Annotated in this window: 2 protein-coding genes and 1 pseudogene; all 3 read left to right on the forward strand. The window is 63.2% G+C overall.

Going from position 1 to position 1,540, the window contains the following annotated elements; translation table 11 throughout:
- Positions 1–317, forward strand: a pseudogene (locus ENZ75_RS31470) (branched-chain amino acid ABC transporter permease); the annotation flags it as partial.
- On the forward strand, positions 314–1,144 hold the full coding sequence (locus ENZ75_RS31475) for an ABC transporter ATP-binding protein (protein WP_063168748.1): 831 nt from the start codon (positions 314–316) through the stop codon (positions 1,142–1,144). The pseudogene ENZ75_RS31470 and the gene ENZ75_RS31475, both read left to right, overlap by 4 nt.
- On the forward strand, positions 1,068–1,540 hold a 473-nt coding region (locus tag ENZ75_RS31480; RefSeq protein WP_128278610.1), incomplete at its 3' end, for an ATP-binding cassette domain-containing protein. The genes ENZ75_RS31475 and ENZ75_RS31480, both read left to right, overlap by 77 nt.

A 1,540-nucleotide genomic window follows, 5' to 3' on the forward strand; every position in this document is an offset into this window, starting at 1 on the left:
CCTCGGCCACGATCGGTTCCATAGCCGGCGCGATCTTCGCCGCATCGCAGCGTTTCGTCAGCCCGGAAAGCTTCACGCTGCAGGAATCGGTGCTGATCGTGCTGATGATCGTGGTCGGCGGCATCGGCAACATCTTCGGCATCGTCGCCGGCGCGGCAATCCTGATCCTGCTGCCGGAGCTGCTGCGCGAATTCGCCGAATGGCGCATCCTCTTCCTCGGTCTTTTGATGATCTCGCTGATCATCGCGCGCCCGGCCGGCATCGTGCCGCGCAGCTTCGGGCCGGAGAAACTGATCCGAGGGCTTTTCGGAAAATGACGCTGGTCTTTCAGAGCCTTCGCAAGGTGTATGGCGAGGTCGTCGCCATCGACGGCGTGTCGACCGACTTCGCTCCCGGCATAATCCACGGCGTGATCGGACCGAACGGCGCCGGCAAGTCGACGCTGATCAACATGACGGCTGGTTCCTACACAGTGTCGTCGGGCTCGATCACGCTCGACGGCAAGCGTCTCGACAAACTCAAGAAATACCAGATCGCCAATTCGGGAATTGCCCGCACCTATCAGAACATCCGCCTCTTCGACCAGATGTCGGCGATCGAGAACCTTGAAGTCTGTTTCTATCCCGCCGAGGTTGCGGCCGCCTGGAGGGAAGTGATCTGGCCACCCTATGCCAACGCCCAGCGCCGGCGCCGGCGTGAGAAATGCATGGAAATCCTGCGGTTTTTTGACCTTCAGGGCTACGCCGACGTCGATGCCGGGGGCCTGCCCTATGGCCGACAACGCATGCTGGAGATCGCCCGCGCCTTGGTCGCCAATCCGCGCGTCCTGCTGCTCGACGAGCCCGCCGCCGGATTGAACCACCACGAGACGGCGGAACTGACGGCAAAACTCACCGCGTTGCGTTCGCCCGACCGGATCATGATCGTCGTCGAGCACGACATGGATCTCGTCATGACACTCTGCGACAGCATCATCGTCATGCATCATGGGAAACTGCTCTTCCGGGGCACGCCCGCCGAAGTGCAGGCAAGCACCGACGTCCAACTCGCCTATCTGGGAACCGCCAATGACATCGACGACATCCGGGCCGCTGCTCAGAATCGCCGGGCTCAGCTCGGGATACGGGCGCGTCGGCGTTCTTGAGGGCATCAGCATTGACGTCGATCCGCACGAGATCGTCGTCATCCTGGGTCCGAACGGCGCCGGCAAGACGACGCTGCTCAATTCCGTTTCCGGCGTGGCGCGGCCCACCGCAGGCAGCATCGCGTTCGAGGGCCGCGACATCACCGGGATGCGCCCCGAACAGGTCGTGCGTCTCGGCATCACCCACTGCCCGGAAGGCCGCCAGATCTTCCAGCGCCTGACGGTGGAGGAAAACTTGGTCGCGGCCCATATCGGTCGCGGCGGGAAGAGTTTCGAGGCATTGCGCGCCGAGGTGTTCGAGCTGTTTCCTGTGCTCAAGGAACGGCGCAACGGCATGGCAAGCCGCATGTCCGGCGGCCAGCAGCAGATGCTGGCGATCGGGCGCGCGCTTATGGC

It is taken from the genome of Mesorhizobium sp. M7A.F.Ca.CA.002.04.1.1 (assembly GCF_004022805.1).
Classification (GTDB): Bacteria; Pseudomonadota; Alphaproteobacteria; order Rhizobiales; family Rhizobiaceae; genus Mesorhizobium; species Mesorhizobium ciceri.